Raw genomic sequence first — 19102 nt, 5'->3', positions numbered from 1 at the left:
TGGAGATTATGTTTTTTACGATTGTCCTCTGGGGTGTTTCCGCCGCCGTCTTTTTCTCGGGACGAAAGAATAAAGTGAATGTCTGGTGCGCAATGTGTTTTCTGATCACATCGATCGGCACGCTGAAAGAATTTTTCATGGATTCTGTTGTTCCGCATCTTCTAAAACTCCATCCTGCTGTTTCAGAAAGCTTTTATACAGGAATCAACAGCTGTCTGACTGCCGTCCTGTATCTCGGAACTCCTTACTGCTTTATCATGCTTGCCATGTATTTTTCTGAAACAGATAAAACACATCCGAAACTTTTTCATGCAGTCCGGATCATGACAGGGCTGATTGTCGTGATTCTGACCATCCGATATGCACCAGTTCATTACAAATATTATCAGCTTCAACGGCGTGACTTTTGGTATTGTATGTCCGCGTTCAATCTTGGCTATGGCATGTTCGGATCACTGCTCATGATCCGCAGCATCCGCTCCGAGGAAACTGACACCGTCAGGCGGCGGAAAAAACTGCGAATGGAAGTACTAATCCCCCCTTATTACTGGTGGCTGTGCACAATCTTTATCATACATTCCCTTAATTTTACAAAATATATGAAAGTCTGGAAAGCAAACCGATATCTTTCCCTGGCTGTTTTGGTCTATTATCTGCTGATTATCTATCGCGAAGGAATCATGGGGTTCCGCTTCCGCCTGGTTCGGGAACCCTGGAATATGGATGTTGATTCCGTGGACAGGAATACCCATTACATCAATCATATGATTAAAAACCAGGCTTCCAAAATCGAATGGTGTGTTGATATCCTTCAACAGAAAGTGCCTGCCGAAAACCAGAGGGAGCTGGACATCATCCGCGGCGCTTCTCATCAGCTTCTTATGTTTACCAGCAAAACACAAGAATTTTTAAAGACTACGGTAAGAGCTTCCGACAGAATTCGGATGTCTGCGCTTATAGAGAAATCTCTCTCAAGGTGTGAACCGGATCTTAAAAATATTGTCATATCTGTCAGTGTGGACCCCGACGTTATTTTGTGCTGTGATTCGTTTGGCATGGAAGAAACATTCTATAACCTTTTTCTGAATGCATGTGAAGCAATGCCTGAAGGAGGAACGATAACTGTGGCAGGCGGATACAGGCGTCTGCAGTGGTCTTATGCCGTGTCGGTGACCGACACAGGAAAAGGAATTCCCGAAAACAGGATTCCGCAGATCTTTACACCGTTTTACACGACAAAAAAGGAGGGCGTCAATTACGGCCTGGGTCTGTCTTTCTGCAGGAGCATTTTACAGGCACATAACGGAAAAATAACTGTGAGAAGCACGCTGTCTTCCGGAACTACTTTCACACTGTGGTTCCCTCTCAGCCGTATCCGTAAAAACTCCTAGCATGCCTTTTCTGTTTGCTGTATAATCTATACATGCAATACCAGAAAGGACAAGCAGATGAATAAAAAAGTAATTATTTTAGCAATATGCGCTGCTTTTATACTGTTTCTCTTCGGATGCCGTGAATCTGACGCTCCCGAAACAACAGGCGAGTCATCGATGCCTGCGTCGCAGGAAGAAGATAGCACACAGATCAAAGAGATTTCCATGAAACCAGATGTAAAAGAACAGGAAGCGGAAAGCTGTATATCGGCGGCAGAATTGTACGCAGACCTGTATGCAAATGCGGACAAAGGAACAGCTTCAAATGTTGTGCTTGACCTTGATACGATCCACCGGATCGTAAACCGTCTCGGTGAGAACGGTTATCCCGTCGGCTGCAGTTATTTTGACTGCAACATGCTCAATTATCAGAAGCTTGATGAGTGCCTGAGACGGGCGAAGGAGGGAGAAGAAGTCACCGCCGAGTATTACACAGTGCTGTCAGGCGGAGGGCTGTCCCGGTATGCACTTTCTTTTTCAGAGGGTATATTGACCGTCATCAACACCCGGACAGACTGGACGGGTACGAACGAACCACATCTTTATTATCAGCAGTGTTATCAGGCATATCAATGGAACTATACGGAAAAAGGCTGGCTGTTTACGGAGAAGGCAAAGTCCATCAATCAGGAGATGGATATGCACTCTCTGGTCCGCGTGCTCCCATTGTCTGATGAGTGTCGGGAATTTGGAGAAAAGTATATATTACCGGTCGGATATGCCTGCAGCGATCTGCTTTATACTGACTGGAATGCAGATACGGTTACTCGGCTGGAGCTTACCGGTCTGTTTCCGGCATTTTATCAGATGGATACCGGCAGCTGGCCGACAGAAGACGATTTCCCGGACGGCATACCGGAAGCTGTATTTGAAGAAACTTTTCTATCACACCTTCCCATTACCCCGCAGCAGATGAAAACGCTGCCGGATTCCTGTGTATATGTGTGGAATCAGGTGGGATGCGACACGAAGCAGCTTGCGTTCCCTCCGTTTCCGGAAGTTGTAAAAATTGCTGAAAATTCTGACGGCAGTGTGACACTGACTGTTGACGCCGTCTCGAAAGAAAACGGAACGGATTGTTCCTTCTCACATGAGGTAACGCTGAGGATAAAAGAAAATGGTACCGCAGAATATCTGAAAAACAGGATGCTCAAACCATAAAAATACCTCTGTCAGAATTGTGAGTCAATATAAAAACAATTTCATTAATTGTTAGTCTGTGGTATAATAAATCTTATAACATACTGAAGATTTTCAGATTAATATGTCGGAGGCATTTATATTAAATTATGCAGAAGAAACGCATCCCCATCTTATTATCACTGGCATTTATCTGTTCCGGGATTCTGGCAATCACTTCCATTTACCGGCTGCAGGGAAATGCACGCGTGATCAATTATGCAGGTGTTGTCCGGGGAGCAACACAAAGACTGATCAAACAGGAATTGCTACATAAGCCAAACGATGAACTTATCAGACAGCTGGACAGTATCATCACCGAACTGTTGACGGGTGAGGGGGATAATAACCTGATCAGACTGAACAGCAGGGAGTTTCAGGAATGTATGGCGGCCCAGCAGGAGAAGTGGGAAGATATCAAAAGTGAGATATCCGAGGTACGCCAGGGGGAGGACAGAGCACTTCTTTTCGAAAGCAGTGAAGAGTATTTCACGCTTGCAAATGAAACGGTTGCTGCAGCAGAAAAATATTCCGAGCGCGTGGTACGGCAGGCCGCTGCTGGTCTCCTTGTACTTACCGTGCTCTGTGTTGCGGCAGCTCTTATCACGGCATGGTTTACTGCCGCCCAGAACAAACGGCAGCTCGCACTGAAAGAGGCAGAGGATGAAAACAGGAGAAAGAGTGAGTATCTTTCCACCATGTCAAAACAGCTGCAGGCACCCATGAATGATATCTCGGAACTCTTGTACGTGGCAGACATCGAAAATTATGAACTGCTGTTCTTAAATGAGGCAGGGCAGCGCAATTTCGGCGTGGATGAATTTCAGCCGGGTATGAAATGTTATCAGGTCCTGCAGGGAAAGGATGCTCCCTGTCCGTTCTGCACGAATCATCTGTTGAAAGAAGGAGAAATATATACCTGGGAATTCACGAATCCCATTATCGGCAGGCACTATCTGCTGAAGGACAGGCTGATTGAATGGGATGGCAGAAATGCCCGGATGGAAATCGCGTTTGACACCACAGAGTCTGAGAATGAAAAGATTCTGTTGAAATACACGCTGAATGCAGAAAAGATGGTGATGGAATGTGTACGTACCCTGTATCAGGAGCACGACTTTGACGTCGCTGTCGATCAGGTTCTCAGACATCTGGGGAAGTTTCTCTGTGCAGACCGTTCTTATATCTTTAATATCAGGGACCATCTGCTTTACAATGATTACGAATGGTGTGCAGAACATGTCGCTCCGCAGAAGGAATTTCTGCAGGCAGTACCGTTATCCCTGATTGAACGCTGGTACCCCTATTTTGAAACCCAGGGTTGTGTGGAAATCGAAGATATTGAACTGATAAAAGAGAGCTCACCGGATGAATATCACGTCCTGAAAGAACAGGATATTCGAAGCCTTGTGGTCGCTCCTCTGGAACACGGGGGAACGCTGGAAGGCTGTATCGGTGTCGATAATCCTCCGGCGGACAAGATGCAGAACATCGGCCCGCTGCTGCAGACACTGTGTTATTTTCTGCTGCTTGCAAAGCGCCGTTCAGAGAATGAAAAACAGCTGTCGCTGCTGAGCTACCATGATATGCTGACCTCATTCTATAACCGCAACCGTTATATGAAAGATGTGGAAGCACTTACGAAACATACGCATCCGGTCGGCATCATTTATCTGGATGTCAACGGACTGAAAGATATCAATGACCGCCACGGCCATGCTTTCGGCGATAAGATTCTCGCCGAATGTGCAAAGCGGATGAAACAGGTTTTTGAACAGGGACAGTTTTATCGCATCGGAGGGGATGAATTTGTAATCATATGTCAGCATATACCCCGTGAGCAATTCGAATACAATGTGCGCAAACTCAGGCTCACTTTTCAGAGTGATGAGCTGATACATGCGGCGATCGGTGCAAAATGGGCAGAACAGTATCAGGATATCCAGCAGCTGATCTCCGATGCTGATGCCAAAATGTACGAAGATAAAAAAGAATATTACCGTAATCATTCGGCATCCAACCGTTACCGTCATCACAGCGATGAAGTGCTTCGGCTTGCGGATCCTCACGTTTTGCAGCAGGAGCTCCTCAGCGACCATTTCGTTGTGTATCTGCAGCCGAAAGTATCGTCAAGCGATTATACAATGGTAGGCGCCGAAGCATTGATCCGCTACCAGCCGGAGAAGGAATCACTCCTGATGCCGGCAAGCTTTCTTCCGCTGCTTGAAGAAACTCAGCTGATCAGCAAGCTTGATTTTTATGTGTTTGAATTTGTCTGTACGCGTATCAGCAGCTGGGCGGATCAGAGTAAAACCATATTTCCGGTTTCAGTCAACTTTTCCCGCTTTTCGCTGGCACAGCTTTCTTTCGCGGAGCACCTGACAGAGATCTGCCAAAAGTACAACGTATCTCCCAGTCTTCTTGAGATAGAAGTGACAGAGAGTGTCTGCGAGGTCGAGGGAATCAACATCTCTGATCTGATCAGCGAGATTCAGCAGGCAGGTTTTCACGTTGCACTCGATGATTTCGGCACAGAATATGCCAACCTTGAACTGCTGTCTTCCGTGGCGTTTGATGTTCTGAAGCTGGACAGAAGCATGATCGCCAACCTGGATGGAAACCAGAGGGCACAGTCTATTGTAAAATCTATCGTTGAGCTGTGTGCCAAGCTTGGAACGAGAGTTGTCGCAGAGGGCATTGAGAGTGAAGAGCAGCTGGCACTGCTGAAATCCTGCGGAGTCGAAGTCATGCAGGGATTTTATTTCAGCAGGCCGATTCCCACTGATGAATACGAGTCGCAGTATGTGAAGGATACTTCTGATCATTAGTGTTTTTATTTCCAGTTTCCTTTTTGCCATATCTGTGATACTCTATAATGGTAGTTTCACTGTAAATGTTAAGGAGATTATTTATGTTTAAAAACAGAACATCGGAGCTTGTAGTAAACCGGGAGGTTTGCGTACACTAGCTTTTACAAAGACCTTCCGGAAATTACTGTTGCCAGACACCATAATTTTCAGGAGGATTAAAAATTGAATCAAAAAGATATGAAAGAATTAGGCTTCACAGACTACTTTGCAGATCAGGCAGCTTTGTACGGCGACATGTATGCCGGACGCGTCTTTTCTCAGTCCAGGGACCTTTATCACGTCATGTGCACAGGCGGAGAGCTGATGGCCAGGGTATCCGGCAGATTTCGCTACGAGGCATCCCTGCCGGCGGATTTTCCGGCAGTCGGGGACTTCGTGATGCTCGACCGTGAAACAAACAGGGACGGGGATGCCGTCATCCATCACGTACTGCCCAGAAAGAGCGCATTCGTCAGAAAGGCGGCGGGCACTTCGAACGATGAGCAGATTGTCGCAAGCAACATTGATACTGTTTTCATATGTATGGCGCTGAACAATGATTTTAATCTGCGCCGGCTGGAACGTTATCTGGCAATCGGCTGGGACAGCGGCGCCGTCCCCGTCACTGTCCTGACTAAATCAGACTTGTGCGATGACCTGGAGCAAAGACTGTGTGACGTAAATACCGTTGCGCTCGGCAGCGATATCCTCATCACGTCATCGGTAAACAGGGATGGCTATGAGCAGTTGGCGCAGTATATCACCGGCGGACAGACGGTTGCCTTCATCGGCTCTTCAGGTGTCGGGAAATCTACGCTGATCAACGGCCTGATCGGGGAAAAACGTATGGATACAAACGGTCTGAGAAACGATGACAAAGGAAGACATACGACGACGAGACGAGAGCTGATACCGCTGAAAGACGGCGGTATGGTGATTGATACCCCCGGTATGCGGGAACTCGGCCTGGAAAACGCAGACCTGTCGAGAACGTTTACCGATATCGAAGAATACGCAAAAGCCTGCCGTTTCCGTGACTGTACACACAACAGCGAACCAGGCTGTGCAGTACAGCAGGCAATCGCCGACGGGGTGCTGTCCGCAGAAAGGCTGCAAAGTTATAAAAAACTGAAAAAAGAGGCTCGTTATGAAGGTCTCGGTTCACGGCAGATCGAGACGATGAAAATCAACGAAATGTTCCGCGAGGTCGGCGGGATGAAAAATGCCCGCAAATTTGCAAAATCCAAAAATAAGAGAAGAGGGTATTAAACCTTTATACCTCTGAATGAACCACCTGACGTACGGTCATTCGTATCTTCAGGTGGTCTTTTCATCTGTCCTGCCTTGCATGGATAAACTGACCGCGAATCCGGCATCCTATGTACATAATATGACAGCAGGAAGGCAGGAAAGAATATGGAATCCATCTGGAGCAGCACCGTATCAATAGAACACAGAACGCCGCTTGACGGTGATAAACGGACAGAGGCCGTAATTATCGGGGCAGGAATGTCGGGTGTACTGACCGCTTACCGTCTCGCCAAAAAAGGAGTCAGCTGTATCGTACTCGAATCTGACCGGATTGGGAGCGGACAGACACGAAACACGACAGCCAAGATCACGTCACAGCACGGGATGAAATATGACTATCTGATCCGGAATTTCGGTGTGGATATGGCACGGCAGTATGCACACGCAAATGAAACAGCCATTCGTGACTATGCTCATCTGATCAAAGATCTGAAGATTTCCTGTGATTTCAGGAACTGCCCGGCCTATCTGTACTCATGCAGCCGGGATGCTGTGCTTAAGGCAGAGGCTCTGGCAGCACAGCAGGCGGGAATCCCGGCGGAGTTTACCACCGAGACCTCACTGCCGTTCTCTGTTCAGGGTGCGCTGCGCTTTCCCGATCAGGCACAGTTTCATCCGCTCAAATTTCTAAAGGCTGTGAGCTCTGAGCTGGAGATCTATGAGAAAACAAGGGTATTATCTGCCGAGGAAGGGAAGATCCAGACTGATCGCGGCACAGTCACCGCAGATCATGTGATCTTTGCGTGCCATTATCCCTTTCTTAATATTCCGGGGTATTACTTTTCCAGGATGCATCAGGACAGGAGTTACGTGATCTCACTGTCCGGTGCAGAGCAGCTGGACGGTATGTATTACGGCATAGAACCGGGCAGCCTCTCATTCAGAAATTACAAAGATCAGCTTCTCGTGGGAGGCGCCGGACATCGCACGGGGAACAATTACGAGGGCGGAAGATATGAGTCACTGAAGGAGCAGGCACTATACTACTGGAAAGACAGCACCGAGACAGCCCGCTGGTCTGCACAGGACTGCATGACGCTCGATAAGATTCCTTATATCGGACGATTTTCCTGCAAACGTCCCAACTGGTATGTTGCGACCGGATTTGAAAAGTGGGGGATGACCAGTTCCATGGTCAGTGCGCGCCTCCTGACTGATCTGATTACCGGTCAGGAGAACCCTGACAGCGCGGTGTTTTCACCGCAGAGACGGATTACGGGAACTGCTGTGCAGGAATTTATCAAAGACGGACTACACGCGGCTGCCGGGCTGGGAAAGGGGATCCTTCCCACATCCGGGAAGAAAGTATGCACACACATGGGCTGCCGCCTGGAATGGAACCCGGATGAGGAGATGCTGGAATGCCCATGCCATGGCTCACGTTTTACGAAAGACGGCGCGCTTGTGAACGGACCGGCAAAGCGTGATCTGACACTATAAAAGAGAGAGTAGATAATGAACAGCGAAAGATACGAAAATCGGGTCTTTAAAGACCTTAAAATAACAGAAAAAACAGTTGAAGGATGTGAATTCATGGAATGTACATTCGACAGCTGTACGTTTGAAGACTGTAAAATCATCCGAAACAAATTCATCGACTGCCAGTTCAACAGCTGCACGGTGATCAGCCCCCGGTCAAAATATTCAGAGATGAGACATTCAGAGTTTACGAACTGCAATCTGATCGGCATTCACTGGGCTGAGTTTTTCCCCGTGGGACAGATTTTTGAACCGATCCGCAGGATGAATAACTGCTACTTGAAATATAACACGTTTATCCATATGAACTTCAGGAAATTTGATTTTTCTAAAAATCAAATGGAAAACTCCATGTTCGAGGAATGTAATCTGATGGAGTGTAAATTTAAAAACTGTCGTTTGACTGCCACACAGATATTAAAGTGTGATATCCGAAAAGCAGATTTCAGGGATGCGGAAGGTTATCAGATCGACATCACGACTAACCAGCTAAAAGGAGCGAAGTTTTCATTCCCGGAAGTCATCAATTTGTTAAGCCAACTGGAGATCACCATAGACTAAAACAACAAAGGACGATTCCATGCTGAAATTGAATTCCCTCTATCACCCCATAACCTCCAGGCCATTTTTATCGAATCATACCTACAGAGAATATCTGCCCTGTGTATCACTGCGTCCATATATTGCCTGTTACTGGTCGACGTCTGATAAGGACGCGAAAGATACCCGGGACGCAAAAGAAATTTTGGTGATTCCGGATACCTGTATGGACATCATAATCAACGTAAATCATACCACACAGCAGATTACCGGATATCTCTGCGGCATGCAGGACCGCCCGTTTCGTACGGTTCAAAAGACGTCGAAAGATCATGTCACCCGCTTTGCCATCCGCTTTCATTTCTGGTCAGCCCACCTGTTTATGGATCTGGACTTCAGGGAGACCCGGAATCAGCTGATCGGGCTGGATGCCTTAGGTCCCAGTTGGAACGCATTATTTGAACAGTTTTTCTATCTGAAAGACATCAATCAGTATATCGCGTGTGTGGAACTGTTTCTGCTGAACCGTCTGAATGAAATCCATGCTAACCCCAATCTGTTAAACTCCATCCATCGGATACTGACCACATCCGGCAGGACATCGATCGAAGATATCTGTACATACAGCTGTATCAGCCAGCGCCAGATGGAACGTCTGTTTCGGCGCGAGATCGGTCTTCCGATCAAACGGATTGCCAATCTGGTCCGCTACCAAAACGTGTGGAAGGACATGATCTTAACCCGGCATTTTGACGTGCAGGACGCCGTATTTCGCTATGGATATGCTGACCAGTCCCATCTTCTGAATGAATTCAAGCGTTTTCACGGTGTGACTCCAAAAGAAGCGAAAACAATCGCTCTTCAAAGCAGGTGAGCATGTCGTTTTTTTTCAATAACAACGGACTGCTTTCTGATATTATATTGACAAATGACATTGGAGGATAACAGTTATGAAAATGCTTACACAACAAGACTATCAGGAAATCCGCAGCTGGATACACCGAAATGCCCGGCCTCTGGATCTGGCTCTTTGGAAGTATCATTTTGAAGACGGAAGAAGAGAAGAGATCTCAGACGCAATGGCTTATTATCAGAATGAAGACGGAGGTTTCGGACATGGAATCGAACCGGACTGCTGGAACCGGGAATCTTCTCCATACGCGACTATGATAGCAGCGGGGATCCTCAGAAGAACCGGCTTCATGGAGCGGGAGGGGGACAAACACCCGATGGTTCAGGGGATTTTCCGTTATCTGGAAAGCGGCGTACACAGTGACGAAGAGGGCTGGCTTTTTTGTATTCCTTCCAACAGCGAGTGCCCCCGTGCCCCCTGGTGGACATACAGTGAAGAGACCAACAAAATCCAGAGCATGGGAATCACAGCTAGTCTCTGTGCGTTTATTCTGCTCTATGACAGCCGAAAATCAGCATTATATAAAAGAGCCCAATCCTGTACGGAGATCATTCTGAAGAAGGCGGCAAGTACCAGTGAATTTGGTGAAATGGGTGCCGCCGCAGTGTGGATGCTGCTGGGAGACCTCATGCAGTGCGGACTTTATGCCTCTTTTGCGTGTGATGGTCTGATGGAGCGTATTACAGAGGCAGTCAACGGTTCGATCGAGCGTAATCAGGAGAAATGGGAGTTCTATACCCCGAGGCCTTCTGAATTCATCTGGTCACCGGACAGTCCGCTGTACAAGGGGAATGAGGACATCGTAGAAAAAGAATTAGACTATCTGATTGAAACAAGAAACCAGAACGGAGTATGGAATATCACCTGGAGCTGGTACGATCTTATGGAAAAGTATGCAAAAGAATTTACCATCAGTGAAAACTGGTGGATGGCATCTAAAGCAATCGATAACGTTGGTTTTCTGAAAAGTTTCGGGCGAATTGCCGGATAATTAAAAACTGATACGCCACCTGGATATTACGGAAAGTTCCGTGAATTCGGGTGGTTTTTTCATTGATATTACTGAAAAATAAAATATTGGATATGCTAAGACATAAAAGTAAATACCATTTTAAATACAGGGAGAATGATTGTATGAGAAAATTTTTTATGAGTCTGCCAGTACGGCTGGTTATCGGTGTGGCTATCGGTATCGGTTTGGGGGTGGCCGCCAACGAAACCTGGATGAATCTGGTCGTCACCGTCCAATATGTGCTGAATCAGCTGATCGTATTTTGTGTACCACTCATCATTCTGGGATTTATTGCCCCTGCGATCACGCAGCTTGGGCAAAACGCTACCAGGCTGTTCGGACTGGCTGTAACGATTGCCTATCTGTCCTCTGTTGGTGCCGCTTTATTTTCAATGGCGGCAGGCTATGGACTGCTCCCTCATCTGTCTGTCGCGTCGGAGGTGGAAGGTTTAAAAGAGCTGCCTGAGGTTGTATTTCAGCTGGACATTCCGCAGATTATGCCGGTTATGAGTGCACTGGTATTTTCCATGATGCTGGGACTTGCAGCTGCATGGACAAATGCCGCTGCAATTTCAGATATACTCGAAGAATTCCGCCAGATCGTTCTGAAGATTGTCACTAAGATTGTCATACCGATTTTGCCGTTTTACATCGCCCTGACATTCTGTGCACTTTCATACGAGGGTACGATTACCAGACAACTGCCGGTATTTCTTCAGGTGGTTCTGATTGTAATACTGGGACATTATCTGTGGCTGGCGCTTCTGTATGCGATTGGCGGCCTGTATTCAGGTGGAAATCCACTGCAGGTAGTGAAAAACTATGGTCCGGCATATCTCACTGCTGTTGGAACCATGTCGTCTGCCGCAACATTGGGCATTGCCCTGAAGTGCGCAAAAAAATCAGTGCCTCCCCTGCGGAGTGATATGGCAGATTTCGGTATTCCACTGTTTGCGAACATCCATCTCTGCGGATCCGTACTGACTGAAGTCTTTTTTGTAATGACAGTTTCCGTTATCCTTTATGGACATCTGCCTTCAGTTGAAACCATGGTATTGTTTTGCCTTCTTCTGGGAATCTTTGCCGTCGGCGCACCGGGGGTACCGGGCGGAACAGTAATGGCTTCACTTGGACTCATCACCGGAATACTTGGTTTTGATGAGATGGGAACTGCGCTGATGCTGACGATCTTTGCACTCCAGGACAGTTTTGGCACGGCCTGCAACGTGACGGGAGACGGGGCACTGACCATGATACTGACGGGGTATGTGAAGCGCAGGAATATTTCATGACCTTATATTGACAACCTGACGGTATGTAAATATAATGATAAAAGAATCTGGAAAGGCATGAATATAACTATGATAAACAGAGAAGATATGCTGGAACTGACCAGGAGGATGACACTGTCGAGAACTTCTGTAACGAGAATTGCCGGAAGCTATATGGACTCAGACGGCGAAATAGACGGGACTTTTAATACTAATTTCTTAAAACTCTCATCAGCTGAAAAGGGAAAGAAACTTTTAATTGCAAAGGAAATCCCATTTTCACCTACGAACATAAATTTAAAAAGATATAACTTTTCGGATGATTCCATGAAGCCAGGAAGCATGTGGCAGCTTCTTATGGGAATGAAATCATGCGGTCTGAAAAATGATGTTTTAATGGATACATTCTATGAACTGTTAGCCAGGTACTATCACTCTGAACATGACTATGCTGTTCTGGTGTTCCATGATTGCTACGATATCCCGGTAAAAACGACAGATCATGAAAGGTTATGGGATTCGGAAGAGGTATTCGAGTATATCATATGTGCTGTCTGCCCGCTAAAAGGAGACTATGAGCCGGATAAGCCGGAATGTGGGTTTCTGTTCCCTGCTTATTCTGACAGAAGTGAAGAAACGAACTGTGTAGATGTATTTCAGGCAGATCCCAGTCATCCGCATATAGAAATTTTGGATATGCTGGGAATTGCTGCCTGACAGTAAAACAATACCCTATAACCTGTTTTTCTGAATCATCACAGAAACCGAAATGGATACTGTAATGACCAGTACCAGATAAGCAGCGATCAGGCACGGACCAAGCCAGGGGTATCTGGACAGCAGCCGTACAAGAGATGACAGGATATCTGATCTTCCTGCGATGAACATCGTCAGAAGTATGCCTGCGACCGGCACATACATGAAGACTCTCCCTTTGATAGGGCCAAACTTATAGTATCCCGGTATCTGGATACATATATATGTGATAAAGAGGATCATACCTGCCAGTGCAGAGGTTATCATATCCTGCAGGGATACCGGTGTGCCTGATACTTTTAAAATGAGCGGCTGGAGGGAGCAGGAGATAAGCAGCGTTATGACACCCATAAAAAATATATGGAGGTACTTCCCACAGACCAGCTGTGTGTCTGATACAGGAAGAATCCCGTAAAGCCGCTGCATATCGTTTTTTTCAGCCACCGAGAACGTATAGATGGAAGACATGGACATCAAAAACATGGCGAAGGAAACGCCCACCATCAGACTGCGGTACAGGATAACAAATACCAGGGGAATGAAAAGTGTAAAGCAAATTGATTTTAAGTAATATTTTAGAAGTATGAAATCCAGTTTAGCAGCTTTATAGATTTTTTCCATCTTCGTTACCTCCTCTGTTCGTCAATACAATGATATCATCTATGGCAGCAGGCCTGAACACGTAACCGGATAATCGATGTATATGATCACGCAGAATCAGCGCTTCAAAATGATCCGGATATTTTTTGATGCTCTGTGCGGCAGACTGTACATCTGACGTCAATTCCGTGATGCACCCGGAAACCATGAAAAATTTCTCAGTCAATTCCTCTTTTTTTCCGGTAAACAGCATTTTCCCCTTGTTTATAAATGTAATGCTGTCCGCTGCTTTGTCAAGATCAGGTGTAATGTGGGTCGAAAACAGAACACTGTACTTCCCGTTTCCCGTATAATCCAGCAGGATATCCAGCAATTCATCCCTGGATACCGGATCCAGTCCGCTGGTAGGTTCATCCAGAATGAGAAGCTCTGCCCCGTGTGAAAACGCACATGCCAGCATCAGCTTCATCTGCATTCCCTTCGAAAGTTCCTTTACGCGCCTGTTTCTGCTAATCTGGAACTGGCGCAGTTTTTGATCATATGTTTCAGTGTTCCATCTCTTATAAAACATGCTCATGGCATACTCCACATCGGACATGTTCCATTCATCTACAAAGAAATGGGAATCAAAGACCACGCCGATTCTCTCTTTCAATGACTGTTCCTCTTTTATATGATCCAGTCCCAAAACACTGATCGTTCCCTCCTGTTTTTTTAATAAATTTAAAATCAGTCTGATCGTGGTTGTTTTACCGGAGCCATTCGGTCCAATCAAACCCATAATACAGCCCTGGGGAATGGAAAAGCTGATGTTCTGCAGCGCAAAATCCGAAAAAGATTTAGATAAACCTTCAATTCGCAGCATATCTGTCATAATAATTTCTCCTTTCGATTTCCTGAGATCATCTTACTATAAAAAATACATTCATACTAAAATGTCCATAATCTGCACATGAATGTCCGTAAACAGCAAAAAGCCGCAGCCTTGATTCGGCTGCGGTCCGGAAATGAAGCGCTATTTTATTTTAACTCCATCAAAGGAAAGCGTGACGGTTGTCCGAAAGATGTGATCCCGATAGGAGGTCTGGACAATACCATCATATTTGTCTACAGTGGATTCAATATTATTCATGCCCCAGCCATGAAGAGAATGATTTTCTTTGGCAGTCTGTAAACTGCCATCCGGGCTGTAAACAGGCGGAATACTGCTGTTTTCGAGCTTTATGACCAGTATGTTCCGAAGCCGACGGATGGTAAGGTAAATAAAACGTTCTCCTGTAAGCTCCGACCGGGTGGCAGCTTCTATGGCATTGTCCAGCAGGTTCGAAAGAATCGTGCACAAATCATTGGATTGAATATCGGTATTGTATGGATATTCTATATTCATCTCCATATGGATGCCGCATTTCCCCGCTTTTGTTTGTCTGCTGTTGATGATATAGTCCACAATCTTATCTCCGGTCCAGACAGTACATGAGATCTCCTGCAGCGGTCCGCTGATATTGTTAATATAACTGACTATTTCTTCTGACTGGTTGTCATCTGCCATCTGTCTCAGTATTTCCAGGTGCTTATGAAAGTCGTGGAAGAGCCCTGCATTCACCGCGTATGCCTGATTGACAGCGTCATAATTCTTTTCAAGCAGTTCATTTTTGAGGGCAATGACGGCGAGAAGCGCTTTCTCCCGCTGGTATTTGATATGGCTGACGGCCAGAAGCATCCGCAGAAAAAGCGCCGCAGTTATGATCGCCCACACAACAGCGAGCGTGGAGCGGCGATCAGAAACAATGGTAAAATAAGTAAGGAATACAATTCCGGAAAACCCGACGGCCAGAGTCCCGTACACCGTCGGATAATATGAGGACCATGTTTTGATCTTCCCGGTCAGATGCTTAGATGCAAGAACCGCAGGGGAAACAGCAATACGCCACAACAGTAAAATACCAGCGTACAGAATCACAGACAGCCCCAGGTACCTGACAAACACGAGATAGAAGAGTGCATCTGCCAGAAAAACAATACCAAGCCAGGCACAGGCATACGTAAACAGAAGCTTCCAGTGGGGATGCCAGAGGAAACCCGATATAGCACTGACAGCAATCAGCTGAAAAATGGCAGCAAAGACACAAAAAGCAGCTGTCGGACACAGATTCCACAGCAATAGCAACAGCAGGGCAGCAGCTGTGCTCAAAACCGCCTTCGTCCATGCGGCGAACCGTTCACCTGCATCCAGAAAGAAGCGTTCATTCATACATACGCTCAGATACATATTAAAAAACAGGATCATGAATATCAGTACGTTCAGAATCATATATGTTCACCCCAGTAAGAATTGACAGCCAGCTTTACTTCCTGCAGATGAGAGCGGCTGATCGACAGTGTTGTGCCGTTGTTCAGTCGGACGCTGCTGTTCTTGATCTGAGAAATGTGTATCAGGTTTACGATACATCCCCGTTCGATAAACAGGAATTCCTCCGCATTCAGTTCTTCGTAAACTGTCAGGAGGCTTTTCCGGACCAGTATGGTCCCATGGAAGGTGGTGATCACCGCGTTTTTGCCCTCCCTTTGAATGTACAGGATGTCGCGGAAAGATACTTTTTCCATGCGATTTGCTGTCTGCACCGTATAATATTTACTGTCTTCCAGCAGAAGCAGTTTCAGTGCATCCGAGACAGCATAAGGAAGCCGCTTTTCCAGGTCGGCCTTTGGAACGTAGCGGAAGATATTAAGCTCAAAGCTGTCAATGGCATACTGTACATGTGAGGTTATAAAAATAACTCTGACTTCTGACAACTCAGATTTTATCCGCTGTACGATTTCCATACCGCTGATACCGGGCATCTCGATGTCCAGCAGAATCAGGTCAAAATACTGATGATCGTCGAGAATGTCACACGTCAGCATTTCTCCGCTGGCGTAGGTACAGATCTCTGCAACTGCTTTTTCCTGCGCGAGGCATTTTTCCAGAATGTTTTTATTTTTCAGAACATCATCTGCATCATCATCACAGACAGCAATTCGGATCATAGTAACCTCCTCCTGCGGCAAACAATATATTTAATCAGATTATCCCCATCTTCCGGGCTTTCGATACCGCTTCGGCGGCACTGGACACTCCCAGTTTCTCATAGGCGAGAAACAGGTGTGTCTTGACAGTACGCACTGACAGACCGGTGTCCTCAGCGATATCGGCATTTGTGTAACCTTTTGCCAGGTATTCAATCATACGTCTCTGCTGTTTTGACAGTTTTTTTAAAGGCACATCTGACGAGGGCAGCCCTGACTTTCTCCCCGCCTGTTCCTGGGCGGCGATGTAGATTTCATTTATGTAACGCCTGTCAAAACTGTATAGTTCCTGATGACGTTCCAGTTTAGCCAGACATTTCTTCAGGACAGGCACAACGGAAGCACCTAACCCCGAAAATGGCCTGATGAACCTGTACGGATACAGCAGTTCTATGGCGCCCATCATGGTTTGGACGGCTTCCTCCATGCGAAAGCTCCGGTACAGGCAGACAGATAACAGCACATCGGATTCTGCCATATCGATCTCACGGTCAAATTCCCCGGACAGTTTCCTTAATCTCTGACACATCCGTCCTGCCTCCTCCAGGCGGTTCAGCGCAAGGAGTGCCTGAATGGTCGTCAGATACTGATATGTCCGGTACAACATCAGCCGTTCTTCCGGATGAACGAAATATTCCTCCAGCCATTCTTCGGCTGCCTGCCGGTTGCCCTCCCTCAAAGAGGCTTCCGTTCTCAGAGCCTTATAATTCGGCATCAGATAAAGAGCGTCTTTCTCCATCAGCATTTTCTCTATTCTGGCACTCAGCTCCCTGCTTTCGGCGTCTTTGCCCATGGCATTGAGCACAGTCCATCGGTGTGACATCGCCGTAAACAGAAGTTCATCCGACGTGTCTTCCGATATTTCCATATCAGCCTGATCACAATAGAAAAGCGCTTCTTTCCACTGGTTTTTCTCATAAGCAAATCCTGCCTGGATAAGGCGCATGGCTAATTTAAAATTTCTTTTGAGCATCAGTCCAGCGGTAGGTTCCAGCTTTACATCAAATGATTCATACAGCGAGAACTCCGAATAATCACGGAGACAACGGTGGGCAAAAGGCATATTGACAGTGATGGATGCTCCCTGCTGACCGCCATGACGCACCTTAATCGGCGGTAGGCGGTCAAACCGCTGAATCATTTCCATGAATTTTTTTCTTGGATCCAGCGTACAGACCAGGATAGTGAGCTCCAGAAATTCCGGATGCAGCAGAGCAATCCGCTTCACGTTGGAGTAGAGACGGTCCAGCGCTTCAGTCATTTTCACTCTGCTGCCGGTGAGATAGTGGTACCATACAGAGGAAATATTCAGATATGGATACTTTTTATAAGCCTCCATAGAGAGTTTATCAATATAGACGCCAACGCCGCTCACGTATGCACTGATGGAGCGGTTATTGGAGAAGCCTGTATACTGTGATTCTCCGTAGATCTGATAGGAAAGAAATTTTATGTTGTCACCCAGAATTGCATAGTGGCGTGCTGTGTACAGGTCCTCTTTCTCACTGTAATATTGAGCAGCGATCTTATACAGCTTCTTGGAATCCATACGCAATTCTTCCTGACGGCTGCGCAGGAATTCCAGGAAAAGAGCGTGGAATCGGTACAGATCATTACCAATCCTGCTCAGGAACAGATTCTTCAGCAGAAACTGCGAAATCACCTGCTCAGGTTTTTTTTGAGAGGTCAGCCTGCCGAATAGTTCCGCCGAAAAGTCATTGACGAAGCTGACTTTCAGCAGCATAAGTTTATCCTGGGATGACAGTCCGCTCCAGATCTGTTTTTCCATATACCGGTACAGTGCGTCTCCGCTCTCTCTGACAAGTTCCGGCAGGAGATTGCCGGATGCAAGTGTACTGACTGCAATTGCCCATCCCCCGGTCTTTTCCATTACCGTATCGGTTTCAGAAGTCTTCAGTTCATGCCCTGCGAGGCGAAACAGCTCCTGGATTTCCATCTTGGAAAAAACCAGGTCGTTCGCACAGAGGTAATGACAATGTCCATCAAAAACCTCCTGAAGTTTAGCGGGTATGTCTGTACGGCTTATCATAATGAAGCGGTAATCAACGGGAAGACGCCGGATAAAATATGGGAGGGACTGGAGAATATCATCCTGTGTGATGCTGTGAAGATCATCCATTACTATGTAAATCGGTTGTTTCGGAGCGCGGAACCTCGAGGTAAGCAGCATGGCATGTTCGATCGGAGAACTGCAAAACATTCCGGTGCTGTCCATTTCCAACGGGATCTCCGTCTTTTCCTGTGTATATATGACAGCAGAACAGAGCAGCCTGTAAAACAGTTCCGGATTGTTATCATACTCATCCAGTGCGATCCACAGATGACGAACGCCGCTTTTTTTCAGCCAGAGATTGGTTACGACTGTTTTCCCGTACCCTGCAGGGGCCTGTATATAGAGCAGACGTCTATCGCTCTTGCTGTCGAGTTTTACAAGCAACTGATTCCGTGGTGCGCATAATCCCGGAAGTGAGGCGGGGGTGTATTTTTCTCCGTTGAAGTCCATTTTTGTTACCTCCCATAGATTTGCTGAAATATATTACATTATAGCATACAATATGGTTTAAACAGTAATAATTTTTCTAAAAACCTAATACCAGTCCGATTGTTTGATCGGTGTTTATCAATTATAATAAAAACAAAGTTAAAATCAAATGGTTTCAATGGATTTATAC

At 46.4% G+C, this 19102-nt stretch carries 15 protein-coding genes; 10 read left to right on the top strand and 5 right to left on the bottom strand.

Going from position 1 to position 19102, the window contains the following annotated elements; translation table 11 throughout:
- Nucleotides 1–8: 8 nt before the first annotated feature.
- The 10 genes from NQ502_RS18960 (at nt 9) to NQ502_RS18915 (ending at nt 12704) form a co-directional block, all read left to right on the top strand.
- Nucleotides 9–1391 carry an ATP-binding protein gene (locus NQ502_RS18960; RefSeq protein WP_028528019.1) on the top strand — a complete coding sequence of 461 codons (1383 nt, stop codon included), beginning with the start codon at nt 9–11 and terminating at the stop codon, nt 1389–1391.
- Nucleotides 1392–1448: 57 nt separating this feature from the next.
- Nucleotides 1449–2594 (top strand): DUF6070 family protein, encoded by a 1146-nt coding sequence (locus NQ502_RS18955; protein WP_049898066.1) that lies wholly within the window; start codon nt 1449–1451, stop codon nt 2592–2594.
- Between the two features lie 128 nt (nt 2595–2722).
- Nucleotides 2723–5440 carry a sensor domain-containing phosphodiesterase gene (locus NQ502_RS18950; protein ID WP_028528018.1) on the top strand — a complete coding sequence of 906 codons (2718 nt, stop codon included), beginning with the start codon at nt 2723–2725 and terminating at the stop codon, nt 5438–5440.
- A gap of 204 nt (nt 5441–5644) precedes the next feature.
- Nucleotides 5645–6730 (top strand): ribosome small subunit-dependent GTPase A, encoded by a 1086-nt coding sequence (rsgA, locus tag NQ502_RS18945; RefSeq protein ID WP_028528017.1) that lies wholly within the window; start codon nt 5645–5647, stop codon nt 6728–6730.
- Nucleotides 6731–6877: 147 nt separating this feature from the next.
- The gene (locus tag NQ502_RS18940; protein WP_028528016.1) at nt 6878–8212 is read left to right on the top strand and encodes an FAD-dependent oxidoreductase; all 1335 of its coding nucleotides are present in this window, start codon (nt 6878–6880) and stop codon (nt 8210–8212) included.
- Between the two features lie 93 nt (nt 8213–8305).
- Nucleotides 8306–8812, top strand: coding sequence for a pentapeptide repeat-containing protein (locus tag NQ502_RS18935; RefSeq protein ID WP_169579913.1), 507 nt, complete (start codon nt 8306–8308; stop codon nt 8810–8812).
- Between the two features lie 19 nt (nt 8813–8831).
- Nucleotides 8832–9665: a helix-turn-helix transcriptional regulator gene (locus tag NQ502_RS18930; RefSeq protein WP_028528014.1), complete on the top strand. Its 834-nt coding sequence runs from the start codon at nt 8832–8834 to the stop codon at nt 9663–9665.
- Nucleotides 9666–9741: 76 nt separating this feature from the next.
- Nucleotides 9742–10695 (top strand): hypothetical protein, encoded by a 954-nt coding sequence (locus NQ502_RS18925; RefSeq protein WP_028528013.1) that lies wholly within the window; start codon nt 9742–9744, stop codon nt 10693–10695.
- A gap of 143 nt (nt 10696–10838) precedes the next feature.
- Complete coding sequence (locus NQ502_RS18920; RefSeq protein WP_028528012.1) at nt 10839–12008, top strand: dicarboxylate/amino acid:cation symporter; 1170 nt, start codon at nt 10839–10841, stop codon at nt 12006–12008.
- A 69-nt stretch (nt 12009–12077) separates the two neighbouring features.
- The gene (locus tag NQ502_RS18915; protein WP_028528011.1) at nt 12078–12704 is read left to right on the top strand and encodes a DUF4317 family protein; all 627 of its coding nucleotides are present in this window, start codon (nt 12078–12080) and stop codon (nt 12702–12704) included.
- A 15-nt stretch (nt 12705–12719) separates the two neighbouring features.
- Here the strand turns inward: NQ502_RS18915 and NQ502_RS18910 are convergent, their stop codons facing one another.
- From NQ502_RS18910 to NQ502_RS18890, 5 genes are all read right to left on the bottom strand, one after another.
- Entirely contained in the window at nt 12720–13364 is a 645-nt protein-coding gene (locus NQ502_RS18910) for an ABC-2 transporter permease (RefSeq protein ID WP_028528010.1), read from the bottom strand.
- On the bottom strand, nt 13348–14217 hold the full coding sequence (locus NQ502_RS18905; RefSeq protein ID WP_028528009.1) for an ABC transporter ATP-binding protein: 870 nt from the start codon (nt 14215–14217) through the stop codon (nt 13348–13350). Before NQ502_RS18905 ends, NQ502_RS18910 begins: the two co-directional genes overlap by 17 nt.
- Nucleotides 14218–14358: 141 nt before the next feature.
- The gene (locus NQ502_RS18900; RefSeq protein ID WP_049898065.1) at nt 14359–15654 is read right to left on the bottom strand and encodes a sensor histidine kinase; all 1296 of its coding nucleotides are present in this window, start codon (nt 15652–15654) and stop codon (nt 14359–14361) included.
- Nucleotides 15651–16370, bottom strand: a complete 720-nt coding sequence (locus NQ502_RS18895) for a LytR/AlgR family response regulator transcription factor (protein ID WP_028528008.1) — start codon at nt 16368–16370, stop codon at nt 15651–15653. The genes NQ502_RS18900 and NQ502_RS18895 overlap by 4 nt, the downstream gene beginning before the upstream one ends.
- Before the next feature lie 34 nt (nt 16371–16404).
- The gene (locus NQ502_RS18890; RefSeq protein ID WP_028528007.1) at nt 16405–18933 is read right to left on the bottom strand and encodes a LuxR C-terminal-related transcriptional regulator; all 2529 of its coding nucleotides are present in this window, start codon (nt 18931–18933) and stop codon (nt 16405–16407) included.
- Nucleotides 18934–19102: the final 169 nt, after the last annotated feature.

Origin of the sequence: Ruminococcus gauvreauii (assembly GCF_025151995.1) — a bacterium.
Taxonomy (GTDB): Bacteria; Bacillota; Clostridia; order Lachnospirales; family Lachnospiraceae; genus Ruminococcus_G; species Ruminococcus_G gauvreauii.
Note: the sequence above shows the minus strand (reverse complement) of the source record. Positions and strands in the feature narration are given on the sequence as shown.